The organism is Stygiolobus sp. RP850M (assembly GCF_037389295.1).
Classification (GTDB): Archaea; Thermoproteota; Thermoprotei_A; order Sulfolobales; family Sulfolobaceae; genus Stygiolobus.
This window is the reverse complement of the sequence record NZ_JBBHKU010000071.1, coordinates 53,752-69,466: the sequence shown is the minus strand read 5'-3', so window position 1 is coordinate 69,466 and position 15,715 is coordinate 53,752. Positions and strand designations below refer to the sequence as shown.

Here is a 15,715-nt window from a genome sequence, read left to right as displayed (position 1 = left end):
AAAATGTAAGTCGAGCATAATAAATTCATAAGTAACTGTTCAAGGTAAAGGCTGAGAAAAAGGGGTTTAAGCTAAGTATATTCCTTCTTCTGCTGTATACTTTTGCCTAGACAGATCCATAAGTTTTCTAGTAAATAGTATAGAGTATAATACTACTATTATTCCGAAGAGGAACGAAAGCCATACTGCGTCTGCTATGTCTCCCACATTTGTGTAATAGACTATGTCCCTCATCATCCCGGTTCTAACGTATAAGTTATGTCCATTTATTATGTTAGGCCAGTATTCTGCTATTGCTAAACCACCCCATGCACTATTTATGGTGCTTGACAAACCGGTAACTATGTAAGGTAGTGTGCTCGGGAGTATTATACTTTTCATTTTCTCAAAGAAACCTAACTGGTAATTTTTCATGATTTCCCAATACTGTGTAGGCATGTTCTTTACCCCTAGCCAGAAACTGTAAAATAAGTAATAAAACGTAGATATAAAGCCGATAAATAGTACATAAAACTCGTTGGTGAAAGGTCCAAAGACTTCGTGAACAAGCGGTAAAGTAACTAGATAGACTAGGGGAATATAAGCAGGGGCAGGTAATGCAGCAAAGGACTGGATCACTGGAATTACTACTTTTTCAACTCTCTCGTGAGTAGATAAATAATAACCTAGAAATACAGCAAGTAAAAAGGAAACTCCAGCTATTATTCCTACTCTCAGGTAATCGACACCTATAGCGACTAAATCTATTGGTATTGAAGAAATTAGCTGAGCCCATTCGGTAAAGGGTACGGATATTATAATTCCCACAGCACCGTATATAATTAAGACTAGCAATACTACGCCTATAGTCCCACCTACAATTTTCCATAATTTTTCTCTTTTACGCGGCTCCTCGTAATAGTCTTCAGTGGAACTTCTCCTGAGTTTGTCTAAAGTAGGGAATACTCTAGCTATTTTAGTGAAAGTTGGCAAACTGTTTGTAACCCTTAAAGAACTTCTTATATTAAGCCTACCTTTCTTTCTTATAATCATCTCGGTGTCTAAACCATATTTAGAAACGCTGTACTTTGCAAATTCCCTGAGTAAGTATGTTATTACAGCTACAAAGATTCCGATTACAACTACACCTTCTAAAGCTCCTAGGTAGTTTCCTTCTTGGGTTAAATTAGCTATGACCGAACCTATGCCGAAAACTTCAAAATTTCTAGTACCTACACTAAAAACCTCGCTTACGGTTATGTAGAATAAGCCATCAGAAAAACTCGACATTAGCTCAGAAGCTATCCGCGGAACAGAATACGGAATGTAAAGTTTTAGCATCTTCCCCCAAAAACCTAGTTTATAATTTTCGGTGACTTCTACTAAGTCATGAGGAATTGTCTTAAAAGCCTGATAAATCCCCATCCAGATATTCCATACTGTTGCTGTGAACACTAAGAAGAGTACAGATAATTCTATACCTAAGCTACCGCCAATATCGTAAACGAAGAAGATAAATACTATGGGTAGGAAACTAAAGACCGGGACTGACTCAAAAACTTCGCTTAAGCTAATGTAGGTGTTTTCAAAAACCTTGCTCTTAATAGAAGCCCATGCTAGAAACCACCCACTGACTATGGAAAATAGGATAGTTATCCATACTCTTCCTATAGATACCAACGAAGCCAAAATAAGGGTAGGAAGTATGGAGAGAAAGTCGGTCAAATAATCTCACCTTTTCCATCCGTTAATTTCTTTTTGAGAGCTGGGCTCAATAACTTGTAAAGAGTATCTACGTATTCTTGTAATTTGGGGTCGTGCTGATCTCTCGGTCTTGGTAAGTTAATTTTTATATCGCCGACTACAGTGGCAGGTATACCGTTTAAGACATAAACTCTATCCGCCAGTTCTACAACTTCGAATAAGTTGTGAGATACTAATACCACCGTCTTCAATGGAGACTCTTCGCTAAACAACATTTGGTAAACTTCTTGCCTAAGACCCTCAGCTGTCAACTCATCTAAGTGGGAGAAAGGTTCGTCCATAAGAAGGACTAGAGGTTCAGCAGCTAGTGCTCTAGCTATGGCTATTCTTTGCCTCATTCCTCCGCTCATTTGTTTAGGATAGAAGTTCTCAAATCCTGATAGTCCAACTAACTCAAGCATCTTTTTAGCGATCCTTATTTCCTCCTCTTTAGAGAGTTTTCTATACTTTAACCCGAGTCTAACATTATCAAGGGCTGTCATCCAAGGGAATGTAGCTATCGATTGATGGATAAGTGCTATCTTAGGAGAAGGTTGAAGAACTCTCTTCCCTAGTAATCTCACTTCTCCCTCTTTTGGTTGAACGAACCCTCCTAGAATTCGCAACAAGGTTGATTTTCCTATTCCAGAGGGGCCAACTATAGCAACTAGTTCGTTATCGTGCATTTCCATGTTAACATGTCTTATCACGAAGTTGTCCTCAACGTAAGCATAGCCAAGATCTATCGTCTCTAAGATTCTTCCATCTGACCACCTAAGGCAAAGGTCTTTTAACCATTTAAAAATTTTACTCTTAACTTAGAGAGAATATATTTAGGTTATTTCGATGGGGCGTAAAAGATATCACAAAAACAGACAAGAAGTTATTATAAATTTAATGAAATATTTAGTGATATGAATGCTCTTTAGTTCTAGAAACTATCTGTCTCTATTAAAAAGAACTAGAGTTGAAATAATTCTAGTAATTAAATCTAATTATGTATTTTAGCATTACTTAAATAAATTAAGTATAATTACGAATAAGCATAATATTTGCGAATAATGCTTAAATCCCTGAAATAGTATTTATTAAATAACTAATTAAAATATGCTTAGTTTACCATAATTTCATTTGTTATTTATTTTAAGCGAAGTGAAAGTTTATTAGTACGAAATACAAGAATTTATTTGTGATAAAATATGGTAGGGTTAGTTCCTAATGACGTGATAATACTAATCATTGTCGCCATAATAGTGTTCTTTGGTGCATCTAAAATCCCTGAGATCTTTAGGTCTTTGGGTAGGGCAACCGGCGAATTCAAGAAGGGTAAGATGGAAGCTGAAATGGAGTTAATGCAAATGCAACAAGCTCAAAACCAGAATTTCCAACAGCTTCAGTCTTCTAAAGAAGCAGAACTACAGAGAAAGATAGAAGAACTACAGAAACAGTTAGAGGAGCTCAAAAAGCAGCAAAGGCAACAGAATAGTTGAATCCCCTAAAGGTGGGGGGTATGATTAATTCAATAGATGATTTTTTGGTTTTAGTATTAGTTGGTCTCCTCCTATTTTCAGGTGATAAGAATTCCTTATCCGCTATAAAGTCTGCTATTAGAGGGTATAACGAACTCAAGAGAAAACAGAGTGAATTAGTGAGTGAACTCAGGAGAGAATTAGAGGATGTGACAAACTCTACTGACGAAATAGTAAGAGAGACTACTCAAGTAACTTCTAGAGCTTTTAGGGAGACGTCAACTACTCTGAATGACGCAGCTAAAGATATAAGAGTAAAGATCTTGGAAGAAAGAATAAGGGAATTAGAAGAGGAAATTGAAAGGCTCAAAAAGCAACAAGGTGGCGTTAATAAATGAGCTATCAGAGAGAGACTCAAGACAAGGAATTACCCTTACTAGAGCATATTAAGGAATTACTTACTAGGATTAAAAGAGTGGTTATGATTTTGGCTTTTTTCTTCATACTATACTTTATGTTTGGAATTGCATTCATACAAATAGGTTCTTTTACAGTTCCGATTCTTTATCCCTCACTATATAATAGTATAGCAGTGGTTTTTGTTAGGGATTTTATAGATAGGGAATTACCTGTCGGGCTAAAACCAATAACCATAAATACCTTGGATCCTATTTTTTCTGGACTGTCGGTAGCGGCTTATCTAGCTTTATTTTCAGCCTCCCCGTTTATTGCTAGGGAGTTTTGGGCTTTTGTAGCTCCAGGATTATACGAGCACGAGAAAAAATTCATAAGGATGACTATAGTTCCTGCCGTTCTCCTTTTTGCGGCAGGTTCTGCATTTGCGTATTTTATAATTATTCCCTTTATGTTCCTCTTCGTCTACAGGTATGATATAGCGTTAAATATTGACCCAACACTTAGCTTTAAGTCGATAGTCTCAACGATTTTACTACTCATGACCGCTACTGGTATGGCATTTGAGTTACCGTTAGTGATGGCTGGAATGACAAAGTTAGGTTTAGTGAAACCTCAGACGTGGTTACAAAACTGGAGATGGGGTGTTATGATTTCCTTCATAATAGCATGGATAATATCACCGGGTACTACAGGTGGGCTCATAGAGACTACTATAGGCACGATTCTTTCCGCTTTGTATTTTGCCGGAATAGGAGTATCTTACCTGATAGCTAAAAAGAGCAATAATTCGAAAAAAGTGATCACTAAATAGTTCGAAACGGAAACCAACAACGGTATAAATATTTATTTTTACCCTTTCTAACTTATCTACCTGATGTCCCAAACATTAACCGAAAAAATTTTGAGCAGAGCTGCTGGGAAAAACGTGTCCCCTGGTGACGTTACAGAAATCAAAGTGGATATAGCGGCGTTTCACGATCTAACAGGGTACCACGTAATAGAGGTCATGGAGAAAGCCGGCATGTTGAGAGTTTTCGATAAGAATAAGATAGTAATAGCGTTTGATCACTTAGCTCCACCCCCTGATGTCAGAAGTGCAGAAATCCAGGATCAAATAAGGCATTTTGTAAAGAACTTATCAATACCGAACTTTCATGACATAAACGTTGGTATATTACATCAGCTATTGCTAGAAAAATATGCAAACCCCGGTTATGTGATAGTAGCAGCAGACAGTCACACTACAACTTCTGGAGCTATAGGGGCTTTTGCACAAGGGTTAGGTGCAAGTGATGTAGCTGCTGCAGTAATTACTGGAAAAACATGGGTAGTGGTTCCTGAACCGTTTAAGATTACATTAGAAAGTAAACCTAACAAATGGGTAAACGGTAAAGACGTAGCACTGAAGATACTTGGAGATTTTAAGGCGGACTACTTCAACAGTATGTCTATAGAGGTGTTTGTAAGAGAGCCTTCAGCATTCCCGATGGACTTTAGAGCAACTGTATCAAACATGGGAATAGAAATGAATGCAGATGCTTTGATGTTCGTTCCAGATTCCGAGACAGTGAACTATATTAAGACTATGAGGGGTTATGAGCCTCCGGTCATTCAGCCTGATAGCGGGGCTAAGTATAAGGACGAGTATACGATAGACCTTTCGAAGTTAGAGCCGTTAGTTGCTGCTCCTCACAGCGTAGATAATGTAAGGACAGTAGGTGAAGTAGAGGGATTAGAAGTAGATCAGGTGTATATTGGTTCATGCACTAACGGTAGACTAAGCGATTTTGAAATGGCGGCTAAGATAATGAAGGGCCGAAGGGTTAAGACAAGGTGTATAGCTATCCCTGCCTCTTATGATTTGTTCAAGAAGGCTATGGAATTAGGCTATATCGATACTCTAGTCCAGGCTGGCTGTGTCGTGACTTACGGAACATGTGGTCCTTGTTTGGGAGGACACTTTGGAGTTGCTGGACCGGGTGAGGTGATGGTGTCAACGAGTTCAAGAAACTTCAAAGGTAGGATGGGAAGTCCAGACTCAAAGGTATACCTAGCTGGACCAGCAGTGGCTGCAGCTACTGCTGTGGAGGGTAAAATCACTGACCCAAGGCGATTCTCATGATCGTAGAAGGAAAGGTTCTAAAATTCGGAGATAAGATAGACACTGACATTATTATTCCAGCAAGGCACTTAAAGTATACTGATCCGCAATATCTAGCCCAACATGCTATGGAGCCTTTAGACCCTGAATTCTATAAGAAAGCATCTCAAGGGGTTATACTAGTTGCAGGGAAAGTTTTTGGAATGGGCTCCTCTAGAGAACAAGCTGCTATTGCTTTAAAGGCTGCCGGGGTAAGGGCTGTAATTGCTGAGTCTTTTGCTAGAATATTCTTCAGAAATGCTATTAATAATGGCCTTCCAGCAATAATACTTCCCGACGCTACTAAGAAGATAAATCAAGGTGATTATGTTAAGGTCAATGTAGAGACTGGAGAAATAATAGTAAGTGGTAATACGATACTAAAGGGAAAAGGAATAACTGGGATGCCACTTGAGATATTAAAAGCCGGAGGAATACTTTCGTTCTTAAAGACTACTAGATCTACGAACTAGAACGAAATAAAAATCCTTATCTTTTAGTAAATATATTTTTTCCTTAATGAATAAAATTATTTTCGGCTTACTCTCTCTGTTTTTAACAATTATTGATGTTAGGATAGGGCTATATGTAATTAAAGATATCTATGGCGAGAAGGTTTTCTCACTTTTAATTTCGACACCGTTCTTATTGCTTTATATACTTAGTGTGTTTATTGTAGAGTATCTTGTGGTATCTACTCTCGGAACTAAAATTTTGAATTTCTTAAGACATTTATGAAACTCTCATCAGGTTTTTTTTTTGCCAAAGGTATCTATGTAAACTAGTTCTTCTAACGGTAGTCTACTAAGCCACCCTTTTTCCTCTAGTTCTGGTCTCTCAGGGAACCTTTCTACGTAATCTAACGTTAAATAAGCTACTAAGTCAACGTGTTCTGGGATCGAAAGAATCCTCTTTACGTCTTCCTTTTTGAAAAAGCTTACCCATCCTACACCTATGCCTTCAACTGTAGCCGCAAGCCATAGATTTTCTACAGTAGAACAGTGCTATACTGACAGAGTTCAGGCATCGCCATTCTGCCCAAGACATGAGGAGCAAATTGTATAAGATCACATGTTACTGCTAAGTTGATAGGAGTATCCAGTATTACCTCAATCTTTATTTTATTGAATACCTTCTTTCTGTCTTCAGGTAACAAGTTTCTAAATTTCTCTCTTTCAACTTCTACTAACTCCTTAATTCTCTTTCTTATCTCTGGGCCTTTTACTACTATGAAGTTCTAAGGCTGAGAAAAACCTACAGAAGGTGCGTAATGGGCGGCAAACAGAATTTTAGCTAAAACATGGTCTGGTATGGGCTTTATCTTTAATGTAATAACTTCTTATTACATCTCTCCTCTTTTTAATTGCCTCCTATAGTCCTGTGGTTAATCTATCCAGACTATGTTAAATAAGATTGTGCTGCTCTCACTCCTTCGCCTACTCTGACGTCTTCTCCTAATCTTTTAAGGGTTCTCTCTAACGCAGAAATGGTAATTATTGCATCGTTAGGAGTTACCCAGCCCATGTGACCTATTCTAACGTATTTACCTTGTAATGACGGATGTACACCTGGGGCTATTTCTACTCCCTCTTTTATGATCTCAGAGAGAACGTCTTGTGCTTTAGCTTTCCTTAACATCACTCCAGTCACTGTGTTACTATAGGCGTCTGGTCTCTTTGCTACTATTTCTAATCCCATTCCTTCAATACCAGCCCTTATAGTCCCCGCTACTTTCTCGTGTCTTTTTACTCTGTTTTCTATTCCTTCATCTTGTATTAACTTAAGTGCTTCATTAAGCATGAAAACCGTATGGACTGGAAGTGTAGAGAAGTAAGCCGCTTTACCTTCTTCCATGCCCCTCATCACTGGTAGCCAGTTCTTTAGGTCAAGGTAATAGCTAGCTATATTATCTTCTCTTAAGTGTTTCATGGCGTTTTCCGAGACCACTAAAAGACCTAAACCTGGGGGAGCTCCTATCGCTTTCTGGCTAGCCGTTAAATAGATGTCAACATCCCAATCCTTAGCTTTTACTTCTTCTGCACCTACGCTTGACACGCCGTCTACTACTACTATATCTACGTAGTCCTTGATCTCTTTAACACTGTCCTTTATTGGATGTCTTACACCAGTACTTGTCTCCACGTGGGTAAATGTAACAAGTTTGTAATGTTTTTGCTTTACTTTCTCTTTTACAGAGTCCATTGAAACATAATCTCCTGCTTCAGCTTTGAGGTAATCTACTTCTACTGGGTACTTTTTAAAGATGTTTATCCATCTGTCTCCGAAAACTCCGTTTGATACTACTAGTATTTTATCTCCTTTCGTTAAAAAGGACGTGACACTTTCCATAGCAGACGTGCCACCTCCAGGGATTATGAAAGGCTGGTATGTGTCGTCTACCTGGAATAAGTACCTCAGTCCTTTCAGAGAATCCCTAAATGCGTTTACAAATTCTTCTGAGGTGAAGCCTACGTTATTTTTGAGACCCGCGTAAAGCACTTCTTCGTATATGTCTACAGGGCCTACATGCATAAGTAGTTTTTTGTTTTTTATTAAGTCCATGGGTAATAATATGTTACTAAAAGGTAAAATATCCTATCCTTTATAGGTAATACGGTTAACAAGGTAAATGCTCCGGCCTTGTGTCTTAAATTATATTATCAAATAATATATATAATATGATAGACGTTTTTGACTACACTATTGTTAGGAAAACTTATGAGAGTTACCTCAAGGAGATAACTTATTGTAAAAATGACAAAGAGTTACGATTAATAATCAAGAGGTTCATGGACTTTCTAAAAGATATGTATTTAGAAGCTGTAGGGGAGAAATTAAGGACGTATATTCAACAGCACATTAAAATAGTGAGGAACATTCTAACACTGATGAAACTGAAGTACTTGATATTCTTCATCTATAACTTTCTCCTCGAAAGACTAGTCAAGGAGTTAATCAACGCGATTAAGTACTTCATATTGGTTATATGAATATTGACTCCCTAAGGCATTGCTCTATTAGCTGAACGTCTATTAAAGGTACCGGTCTCTTAAGGTTAGCTGGAACATTTCTGAGATACTTGGAAAACTGATATTTGTCTTCGATAAAGTGTACTTTTTCAATAATGTCCTTAGATGCACACTCACCTACTATAATTTTTTCCAATTTTATTCTATAAATATAAATCGGTTTATTTTTTATTTTTTCTTCAGGAAACAATATAGTGTTATCCACAAACCAGTCTGATACAACCTTATAAATCCCTACAAATTTCCCCCCGTATTTCTTTGCGTAGTATTTATTCACGTAAAATATTATCCCGTCGTCCTTCTTCACGTACTGTTTGATGTTCTCCTTATTGTAACCATAAATGTTTGTTGAGAAAATTGTCTCCCAAAAGTCTTCTTGTACGGGGATTATCCAGTAAGCCACGGTTATCAAAACTCCCGCTGACTATTTAAGTATGACGTATTTTTCCAAATAATTCAAAATAATTTCAAAAAAGAAAATTGCATACAATCACTGTTGGCACTCTTTATTTTTTTCCTTTAAGTCCGCCGTAAAAGTTTAATCTTACAAGGAAAATAAACCTAAAACTTAATAAGACATAATCGATCAAAACCCTGTGAGAAAGCTTTTTGCATTTATAACACCACAGAGAGACGATTCCTTAAGAGATTATGAGATCAGGATGCTAAGAAACATATCCAAAAAGTTCAACTTAGGTAGGCTTATAGAGTATGATAGATGGGATGACGGCGATATAAGGTATATAAACGCCTTATTCGAAAAAGGAAAAATAAGAATGAAATATATGGAAGGAAAAGAAGCAATAGCAGAAATAAAACAGTGGAGAAAGGAATCGTTAAGGTCAGAAGAGTAAAATCTAGGATGTATTAGACGTAAAGCCTTTTACTTTTCCCTTTTCTACTTTTTCCTAAAATAGTTTAAGCCTTAATCTTTTAAGCGAGTACTTTTTACTTTTATAATGGGCCCGTCGTCTAGCCTGGTTAGGACGCCGCCCTGACGACCTAGGGTTAGAGCGGCGGAAATCCTGGGTTCAAATCCCAGCGGGCCCATATCTACTTTACAAGAAAGGAATACATCATAATCCCGCACTCTCCTATCTTTCTCTTAGTATATGGGCTCCAATGGATTTTTCTCTTATCCTCAGCGTGAAGTAGAATCGTATATACTCCCCTTGTGAAAAATTTAAGCGGGAACTCTACTTCGATAATACTTGAATCCATCCTCCACTTATAAGGTCTTATTGTCTCAATGCTTTTATAATAGTGGGGCTTAGGTATTACCCCAGCAACTGGCTCTCCTAAGGAATAACTGTGATCATTGATACGATCAGGTTTTGGCTCGTCCCTATAAATGATTAATTGCTTCGGAATGAAGTTATCGTCCGTTAACCTACCTTTTAAAGAAAAATTTCCGTTACTAATTTTCGGTGTAGAAATCCAGTCGATTCTTGCATTTATCATAACTACGTCTAGATATATCTCATTAAAGTTGAAAGATACGGAAATATCTGCATAGTTAAAACAAGGATCGAGCAAAGTATCTCTATGGAACCATCCTTCATCTGCGTCATTATATACCATATCGTAAAGTAACTTTTCACTAATTTGGACAGTTGTTGAATAAGAAAGAGGTGTATTAGACCATGCGTATCCAATCGATTCTTCCATGTAGTAATAATTGCCTAGAGTCGTAAAGAAAAGCGGAGGGGCTATTCCAGTTACGTCATAATGGCTGAAAACTCTCGTCTTTAGCATATAGGCTGATCTAAAGTGGGCGAAACCGGTATTTGCATATCTCACGCTGGGTACATTATTTTGTATTCTCAACGTATTAAGGAAATTTATTAGACGTAATGATAAAGAAAAGTCAAAATTAGCCTTTTCATTTCTAAGAACCATATTCTAGCGTATATCTTGGACGATTAAAGTTTAAAACAATTAGGATAGTCTACGCCACTCGTAAGCTGTCTAAGATCTGTGGAGTATATATCTTTGTACCTCTTAGCCCCAGTCTTTCTTTCTCTCTATCAACTTGTCTTCTGAAAGATTCTATAGCATTAGGTTCGCCGTGGTTTAGTACTAGATTCCTAGGCTTAGCACTTAAGTTACGTAAGTAATGCAGGAGTTGCCTCCTGTCAGAGTGCCCTGAAAATCCTTCAACGTGATTTACTTCCATCTCTATCTTTATATTTTCTACTCTTCCATCTCTATCTATAATCTGGATTTCTTTTACTCCTTCCCTAACCTTTCTACCTAAGGTTCCTTCAGCCTGATAACTTACGAAGATTATTGAGTTCTTGCTGTCTGATGCCATAGTTTTGAAAAACTCTACTGCAGGACCGCCGTTTAGCATTCCAGAAGTAGCTAAGATTATACTCGGTTCTCCTTGGGCAATATCTTCTCTGAATCCTTCTATCTTATGGAAGAACTCAGAAGTGAACGGGTTTTCATCTTTGTAAAGTATTGCCTCCCTTACTTCTCTGCTTAACATTTCAGGATATGCATTATGTATTGCCGTGATCTCGTCAACTAATCCAGTGACGTATATGGGCACCTCTGGTATCTTCTTATTTTTCATCGCCTCATTAAGCACCAGCATTATCTCTTGTCCTCTACCTACCGCCAGAACTGGAATTAACACTCTACCCCCCCTATTTAACGTGCCATTTATGATGTTGATTAACTTCTCTTCCGCTTCTTCCCTTCCTTCTTGCTCTTGTGCACCGTAGGTTGTTTCCATTATCATTGTGTCTACTCTTAAAAACTCGTCGTTAGCTTTGTCAAGTAATTTAGTCTTTGCATATTTGAAGTCACCAGTGTAAACTATGTTATGCGTCCCTTCTCCTATGTGTAGATGAGCCATCGCTGATCCTATAATATGCCCAGCGTTGTAGAACGTCAGTTTAACGTCTGGAGCGATGTCTGTCACTTCCTCGTAATCCAAAGTTATCGTGTGGAGTAGTTCTTTCCTTACTTCTTTAGCCGTGTATGGTACGGGTCTACCTTCCTTCTCAGCCACGTCTAATGCGTCTAACTGCATTAAAGCCATTATATCCCTCGTAGGTGCTGTAGTGTATACGGGTCCATTATAGCCGTACTTAAATAAGAGAGGAACCATTCCACAATGATCTAAGTGAGCGTGAGTTATCACTACGGCATCGATATCCTCCAGCCTTACTTGGTCGATGTCGAGCCTGGGGAAGAACTTCTCTCCTCCCGTAACACTAGGGTTAAGCCCTACGTCTAGTAAGATTTTGCTTTCAGGGGTCTCTACTAAAACTGCTGATCTACCTACCTCGTAAAATCCGCCTAATGCAGTGACTCTAACAGACCTATCTTTAAATAGTAATTCCCTATGTATCCTCTCTCCGAAAACTTTCAGGATTTTTGCGTGGTATTCGGTTTCATTGTATATATGAGTAAGGATACTGTCTATAGTCCTCGATTTTATTGGAGGCTCTCTAACAATAACAGGTCTCCAATAAGTTTCATAAAAGATTTTGTTCTGAAGTGTTCCTCCTTTTCCTATCACGAGACCAGGCTTTTTAGCCTTGATTAAAACTTCACCTAACTCGTCATCAAACTTTATGTTCACAATTTCAGCTTCTTTCGGTACCAAATTCTTTATAATTTCTTCTGTTTCTTTCTTATCTTTTCTCGCTTTTTCATCAGCTTTGATAACTATTCTTTTCTTTATATCTTTGGCTATTTTCTTTACTATTTCACCCTTATCGGCAAGCACTGAAGGGTTCTTTACATAGACTGCTATCTCTGGTCCTTCAAACTCGATTTTGGTTATCTGAGCTTCTTTAGGTAGATTTCCATATATTGCTGATATTATATTTAATCTAACTGAACTCACACTATTCACCAACTCTAAAGAAGTAGACTTACAAGCTCATGTATAGCAACTTTTAATATTTAAATTCTTGTTATGTACAAATGTGGAAAGTAGAGAACATGTGATTGATCTACCGAAGAGAGTTTATATAGGCAATGACGTTCTTTTAAATGTTAGAGAATATCTAACTTCTCTAAATCTATCTGATCCCTTTCTGATAGTTACTGGTCCCATAGTTAGGAGAAGTATAGCCTCGAAACTTCTTGAGTCAATAGAAGATTTTAAGCATGAAGTCATAGAAGTCCAAAGTGCGGACATAGAGGAAGTGAATAGAGTAGGAGAATCTGCAAAGCAGTTCAAGGCTAATACTATAATAGGTATTGGAGGAGGTAGTGTAATAGACGTTGCTAAATACGTTGCATTTAGGATAGATAAAGAATTCATTAGTATACCTACAGCTCCATCTCACGATGGCATAACTTCACCTTTTGCTGCGATAAAAGGATTAGGGAAGCCCATATCAGTTAAGGCAAAAGGACCTTTGAGTATCATAGCTGATATTCAAGTACTTTCATCAGCTCCTAGAAGGCTCATAAACGCAGGAGTAGGTGATACTCTTGGTAAATTCATTGCAGTCAGGGATTGGAAATTGTCTTCCAAAATTACCGGAGAGTATTACGGTGATTATACTGCCTCTCTAGCTTTACTTTCAGCTAAGCATGCATTGTCTTGCACGAAACTTCTTAACAAGGATATAAGGGCTGGTGTTAGAGTTCTCGTTGAAGCACTCATAAGTAGCGGAGTAGCTATGGGGATGGCAGGTAGTACTAGACCTGCAAGTGGTTCGGAGCATTTATTCGCCCATGCGATAGAGATGTTATACCCCGGAAAGGGTCTCCACGGTGAGTTGGTTGCTATAGGGACTATTCTAATGGCTTACGTTCATGGAATTAACTGGAGAAAAATTAAAAGAGCTATGAAAAGAGTAGGGTTACCTACTAAAGCCAAAGAAATAGGAATCCCTGATGAGGGTGTTATAAAGGCATTAACAATCGCCCATAGCATAAGACCAGAGAGATATACTATTCTGGGAGACAGAGGATTAAGTTGGAATTCGGCTGAAAAAATTGCTAAGGAAACTGGTGTAATTAGCTGAAGTTAGATTTGTTAAAGGTCTCCGTGAATGACACACTAGCGTCAGGCAATACGTAGGTTATTATATCCTTTGCGGTAACGTAAATTCTTGACTGCAAGTCCTCCACTAAGTAAAGTTCCTTGGGAACAATTATCTTTACTTCTTTCTTATCATTACTTATCTCGACAGCGAACTTGTCTACGTTAGAGCTACCGAAGTATCTTTCCAAAAGTGCTTTTACTTTATCTAGTTCTGTTTCCGCTACTTTTACGACCTTTACCTTGTATATTAATGTCCTTCCAGCTAGTGGGTGATTATAATCTAGGACAACTCTACCTCCAGTGACACTTTTTACTACGGCAATACTTCCGTTACTCATCCTTAACACCATGTTAGGATATGGTCTAATACCTTGTTTCCTTAACTCTCCTAAAGACATCGTTTTTACTTTATTTGGATCTCTCTCACCGTAAGCCTTCTCCGGCGGTATTTCTATCTCTTTCTCTTCTCCTACACTCATTTGGTATAGGGCGTCCTCAAGACCTTTTATTATAGCTCCTTCACCCAGAATCACGAGTTTTGGTTTGTAAATTTTTTCACTATCATATATGTTAGCTTTTTTAGCTTCCTCTTCAATAGTTGTATCGAATATTTCTCCAGTATCTTTTATTCTTGCTATGTAGTCAATATAGACAAAATCTTTGTCTTTAAACATTGAGTATCTAAAATTAGTTGAGCTACTAGTTTTTAAAGCTAAGCAAATAAAGTTATAAACGAGTTAGTTAATCAGATTGTGAAAGGTAATGAAAGGTACACCCTCATTCGGTAAGATGAATAAGGGAGCTACTCATGTTAGATGCAGAAGATGTGGTAGAAATTCCTTTAACGCTAGAAAAGGCTACTGTGCAGCCTGCGGGTTCGGGAGGACTAAGAAAATCAGAAGATATAGTTGGCAAAACAAGAAGGTGAACGGAGTGAGATTAGTATAATGTACGAATGGCACTGGCACATAGAATGGCAAACTCCTTATGAGTATCACGCTCATGCAATAAAGAGGGTTATCGCAGAGGAAAGGAGCGAGTTCCAGAGGGTTCTCCTAGTAGAGCTTTTCAGGTTTGGAAAAAGCCTGATAATTGATGGTAAAGTGCAGTCTACAGTTTCAGACGAATATATTTACCACGAGACTTTAGTTCACCCTCTTTTAATAACTCTAGATAATCCTAAAGATGTGCTAATATTAGGCGGAGGAGAAGGGGCTACACTTAGAGAAGTTTTGAAGCACAAAAGTGTAAATAGTACTGTGATGGTGGATATTGACCCTGTAGTTATAGACTTCGCCAAAAAGTACCTCCACGAATGGCATCAAGGTAGTTTTGACAATCCAAAGACCAAACTGATTATAGGGGATGGTTACAAATTTGTAAAGGAGACAAATCAGAAGTTTGACGCTGTGATTTTAGACCTTACGGATCCAATTAAAGATTCTCCTTCTCAGCTCCTTTACACTGTGGAGTTTTACAAACAAGTGAAGGGAATTCTAAAGGAAAACGGAGGTTTAGTAACTCAAGCTACTTCTCCTTCATTTAGTTTGGACACGTTCTCAGCTATTTATAACACGTTAAGAAACGTGTTTAAGTACGTCAGTGCGTCCATAGCATATATACCGGGCTTTGACAGTCTATGGGGTTTCGTATATGCTTCGGATTATCGCAGTCCTTCTTCGCTCACTGCTGAACAAGTTGACAAGCTGATAAAAGAGACGATTATTGGCGAACTGAAGTTCTATGACGGTGAGACTCACGAGATGATCTTCAGCATACCTAAGCACATTAGGGTTAAACTTGAGAGTGAAAAAAGGATATCTACGGAAAAAGAGCCTATAGCAGTTCCAGCGTGAATTAGGTTAACTTTCCTATCTCCGTTTCATTTTCTAGATACGGATTACGATTTTTTACCCTACCG

17 protein-coding genes, 1 tRNA gene and 1 pseudogene are annotated in these 15,715 nt (G+C 38.0%); 11 read left to right on the top strand and 8 right to left on the bottom strand.

Going from position 1 to position 15,715, the window contains the following annotated elements; all coding sequences use genetic code 11:
- Positions 1-66: 66 nt before the first annotated feature.
- Both WIW52_RS09825 and WIW52_RS09820 read right to left on the bottom strand, forming a co-directional pair.
- On the bottom strand, positions 67-1,704 hold the full coding sequence (locus WIW52_RS09825; RefSeq protein WP_337710193.1) for an ABC transporter permease subunit: 1,638 nt from the start codon (positions 1,702-1,704) through the stop codon (positions 67-69).
- Positions 1,701-2,414 carry an ABC transporter ATP-binding protein gene (locus tag WIW52_RS09820; protein WP_443295690.1) on the bottom strand — a complete coding sequence of 238 codons (714 nt, stop codon included), beginning with the start codon at positions 2,412-2,414 and terminating at the stop codon, positions 1,701-1,703. Before WIW52_RS09820 ends, WIW52_RS09825 begins: the two co-directional genes overlap by 4 nt.
- A 507-nt stretch (positions 2,415-2,921) precedes the next feature.
- Between WIW52_RS09820 and WIW52_RS09815 the strand changes: the two genes are divergently transcribed.
- The 5 genes from WIW52_RS09815 (at position 2,922) to WIW52_RS09795 (ending at position 6,221) form a co-directional block, all read left to right on the top strand.
- The gene (locus WIW52_RS09815; protein WP_337710190.1) at positions 2,922-3,212 is read left to right on the top strand and encodes a twin-arginine translocase TatA/TatE family subunit; all 291 of its coding nucleotides are present in this window, start codon (positions 2,922-2,924) and stop codon (positions 3,210-3,212) included.
- Between the two features lie 20 nt (positions 3,213-3,232).
- The gene (locus WIW52_RS09810) at positions 3,233-3,589 is read left to right on the top strand and encodes a hypothetical protein (RefSeq protein WP_337710187.1); all 357 of its coding nucleotides are present in this window, start codon (positions 3,233-3,235) and stop codon (positions 3,587-3,589) included.
- On the top strand, positions 3,586-4,419 hold the full coding sequence (tatC, locus tag WIW52_RS09805; RefSeq protein WP_337710185.1) for a twin-arginine translocase subunit TatC: 834 nt from the start codon (positions 3,586-3,588) through the stop codon (positions 4,417-4,419). The genes WIW52_RS09810 and tatC overlap by 4 nt, the downstream gene beginning before the upstream one ends.
- A 63-nt stretch (positions 4,420-4,482) precedes the next feature.
- A complete protein-coding gene (locus WIW52_RS09800) occupies positions 4,483-5,730 on the top strand; it encodes a 3-isopropylmalate dehydratase large subunit (RefSeq protein WP_337710183.1) in 1,248 nt (415 codons plus the stop codon).
- The gene (locus WIW52_RS09795; protein ID WP_337710182.1) at positions 5,727-6,221 is read left to right on the top strand and encodes a 3-isopropylmalate dehydratase small subunit; all 495 of its coding nucleotides are present in this window, start codon (positions 5,727-5,729) and stop codon (positions 6,219-6,221) included. The genes WIW52_RS09800 and WIW52_RS09795 overlap by 4 nt, the downstream gene beginning before the upstream one ends.
- Before the next feature lie 273 nt (positions 6,222-6,494).
- Here WIW52_RS09795 and bluB read toward each other — a convergent pair.
- Together bluB and WIW52_RS09785 are read right to left on the bottom strand one after the other, a co-directional pair.
- Positions 6,495-7,112, bottom strand: a pseudogene (gene bluB, locus WIW52_RS09790) (5,6-dimethylbenzimidazole synthase).
- A gap of 34 nt (positions 7,113-7,146) precedes the next feature.
- Entirely contained in the window at positions 7,147-8,310 is a 1,164-nt protein-coding gene (locus tag WIW52_RS09785; RefSeq protein WP_337710180.1) for a pyridoxal-phosphate-dependent aminotransferase family protein, read from the bottom strand.
- Between the two features lie 116 nt (positions 8,311-8,426).
- Here WIW52_RS09785 and WIW52_RS09780 point away from each other — a divergent pair, with 116 nt between their 5' ends.
- Entirely contained in the window at positions 8,427-8,738 is a 312-nt protein-coding gene (locus WIW52_RS09780; RefSeq protein WP_337710178.1) for a hypothetical protein, read from the top strand.
- Here the strand turns inward: WIW52_RS09780 and WIW52_RS09775 are convergent.
- Positions 8,731-9,180: an EVE domain-containing protein gene (locus WIW52_RS09775; RefSeq protein WP_337710176.1), complete on the bottom strand. Its 450-nt coding sequence runs from the start codon at positions 9,178-9,180 to the stop codon at positions 8,731-8,733. The two genes, WIW52_RS09780 and WIW52_RS09775, sit on opposite strands and share 8 nt — an antisense overlap.
- 193 nt (positions 9,181-9,373) lie before the next feature.
- Between WIW52_RS09775 and WIW52_RS09770 the strand changes: the two genes are divergently transcribed.
- Complete coding sequence (locus WIW52_RS09770; protein WP_337699740.1) at positions 9,374-9,631, top strand: hypothetical protein; 258 nt, start codon at positions 9,374-9,376, stop codon at positions 9,629-9,631.
- A 107-nt stretch (positions 9,632-9,738) separates the two neighbouring features.
- Positions 9,739-9,827 (top strand) — tRNA-Val (locus WIW52_RS09765).
- 3 nt (positions 9,828-9,830) lie between these two features.
- Here the strand turns inward: WIW52_RS09765 and WIW52_RS09760 are convergent.
- Together WIW52_RS09760 and WIW52_RS09755 are read right to left on the bottom strand one after the other, a co-directional pair.
- Positions 9,831-10,676, bottom strand: a complete 846-nt coding sequence (locus WIW52_RS09760) for a CAP domain-containing protein (protein WP_337710174.1) — start codon at positions 10,674-10,676, stop codon at positions 9,831-9,833.
- Positions 10,677-10,725: 49 nt separating this feature from the next.
- A complete protein-coding gene (locus WIW52_RS09755; RefSeq protein WP_443295681.1) occupies positions 10,726-12,639 on the bottom strand; it encodes a beta-CASP ribonuclease aCPSF1 in 1,914 nt (637 codons plus the stop codon).
- Positions 12,640-12,721: 82 nt separating this feature from the next.
- Between WIW52_RS09755 and WIW52_RS09750 the strand changes: the two genes are divergently transcribed.
- Positions 12,722-13,774, top strand: coding sequence for an NAD(P)-dependent glycerol-1-phosphate dehydrogenase (locus tag WIW52_RS09750; protein WP_337710171.1), 1,053 nt, complete (start codon positions 12,722-12,724; stop codon positions 13,772-13,774).
- Here the strand turns inward: WIW52_RS09750 and WIW52_RS09745 are convergent.
- The gene (locus WIW52_RS09745) at positions 13,767-14,468 is read right to left on the bottom strand and encodes a peptidylprolyl isomerase (protein ID WP_337710169.1); all 702 of its coding nucleotides are present in this window, start codon (positions 14,466-14,468) and stop codon (positions 13,767-13,769) included. The two genes, WIW52_RS09750 and WIW52_RS09745, sit on opposite strands and share 8 nt — an antisense overlap.
- An 88-nt stretch (positions 14,469-14,556) precedes the next feature.
- Between WIW52_RS09745 and WIW52_RS09740 the strand changes: the two genes are divergently transcribed.
- Both WIW52_RS09740 and speE read left to right on the top strand, forming a co-directional pair.
- Complete coding sequence (locus WIW52_RS09740; protein WP_337699748.1) at positions 14,557-14,742, top strand: 50S ribosomal protein L37e; 186 nt, start codon at positions 14,557-14,559, stop codon at positions 14,740-14,742.
- On the top strand, positions 14,742-15,650 hold the full coding sequence (gene speE, locus WIW52_RS09735) for a polyamine aminopropyltransferase (RefSeq protein WP_337710167.1): 909 nt from the start codon (positions 14,742-14,744) through the stop codon (positions 15,648-15,650). The genes WIW52_RS09740 and speE overlap by 1 nt, the downstream gene beginning before the upstream one ends.
- Positions 15,651-15,715 lie beyond the last annotated feature (65 nt).

What these genes read in the sequence shown, in the direction of transcription:
- WIW52_RS09785 (WP_337710180.1), bottom strand. Translation starts at nt 8,310, where the DNA reads ATGGACTTAATAAAAAACAAAAAACTACTTATGCATGTAGGCCCTGTA.
- WIW52_RS09820 (WP_443295690.1), bottom strand. Translation starts at nt 2,414, where the DNA reads ATGGAAATGCACGATAACGAACTAGTTGCTATAGTTGGCCCCTCTGGA.
- WIW52_RS09760 (WP_337710174.1), bottom strand. Translation starts at nt 10,676, where the DNA reads ATGGTTCTTAGAAATGAAAAGGCTAATTTTGACTTTTCTTTATCATTA.
- speE (WP_337710167.1), top strand. Translation starts at nt 14,742, where the DNA reads ATGTACGAATGGCACTGGCACATAGAATGGCAAACTCCTTATGAGTAT.
- WIW52_RS09745 (WP_337710169.1), bottom strand. Translation starts at nt 14,468, where the DNA reads ATGTTTAAAGACAAAGATTTTGTCTATATTGACTACATAGCAAGAATA.
- WIW52_RS09740 (WP_337699748.1), top strand. Translation starts at nt 14,557, where the DNA reads ATGAAAGGTACACCCTCATTCGGTAAGATGAATAAGGGAGCTACTCAT.
- tatC (WP_337710185.1), top strand. Translation starts at nt 3,586, where the DNA reads ATGAGCTATCAGAGAGAGACTCAAGACAAGGAATTACCCTTACTAGAG.
- WIW52_RS09815 (WP_337710190.1), top strand. Translation starts at nt 2,922, where the DNA reads ATGGTAGGGTTAGTTCCTAATGACGTGATAATACTAATCATTGTCGCC.
- WIW52_RS09810 (WP_337710187.1), top strand. Translation starts at nt 3,233, where the DNA reads ATGATTAATTCAATAGATGATTTTTTGGTTTTAGTATTAGTTGGTCTC.
- WIW52_RS09795 (WP_337710182.1), top strand. Translation starts at nt 5,727, where the DNA reads ATGATCGTAGAAGGAAAGGTTCTAAAATTCGGAGATAAGATAGACACT.
- WIW52_RS09780 (WP_337710178.1), top strand. Translation starts at nt 8,427, where the DNA reads ATGATAGACGTTTTTGACTACACTATTGTTAGGAAAACTTATGAGAGT.
- WIW52_RS09800 (WP_337710183.1), top strand. Translation starts at nt 4,483, where the DNA reads ATGTCCCAAACATTAACCGAAAAAATTTTGAGCAGAGCTGCTGGGAAA.